Source organism: Pantoea stewartii subsp. stewartii, from assembly GCF_008801695.1.
Classification (GTDB): Bacteria; Pseudomonadota; Gammaproteobacteria; order Enterobacterales; family Enterobacteriaceae; genus Pantoea; species Pantoea stewartii.
Map to the genome: position 1 here is coordinate 1 of NZ_VZPF01000323.1, position 249 is coordinate 249.

The 249-nt window shown below is 64.3% G+C and carries 1 protein-coding gene; it reads left to right on the forward strand.

What is annotated here, in order from left to right:
- Nucleotides 1-249, forward strand: a 249-nt coding sequence (locus F7Q90_RS26380) for an IS66 family transposase (RefSeq protein ID WP_151161236.1), incomplete at both ends; no start/stop codon positions are given.

The following is a 249-nucleotide window of genomic DNA, read 5'->3' on the forward strand; positions in this document are numbered from 1 at the left end:
GCCTGCTGGCGCGCATCGTCACGGAGAAGTTCGCCGAACATACGCCACACTATCGTCAGTCAGAGATATACCGTCGCCAGGGCGTGGAGCTGAGCCGGGCAACGCTGGGGCGCTGGTCCGGTGCGGTGAGCGAACTGCTGGAGCCGCTGTACGACCTGCTGCGCCAGTACGTGCTGATGCCGGGCAAGGTGCATACAGACGATATCCCTGTGCCGGTACAGGAGCCTGGCAGCGGTAAAACCCGCACGG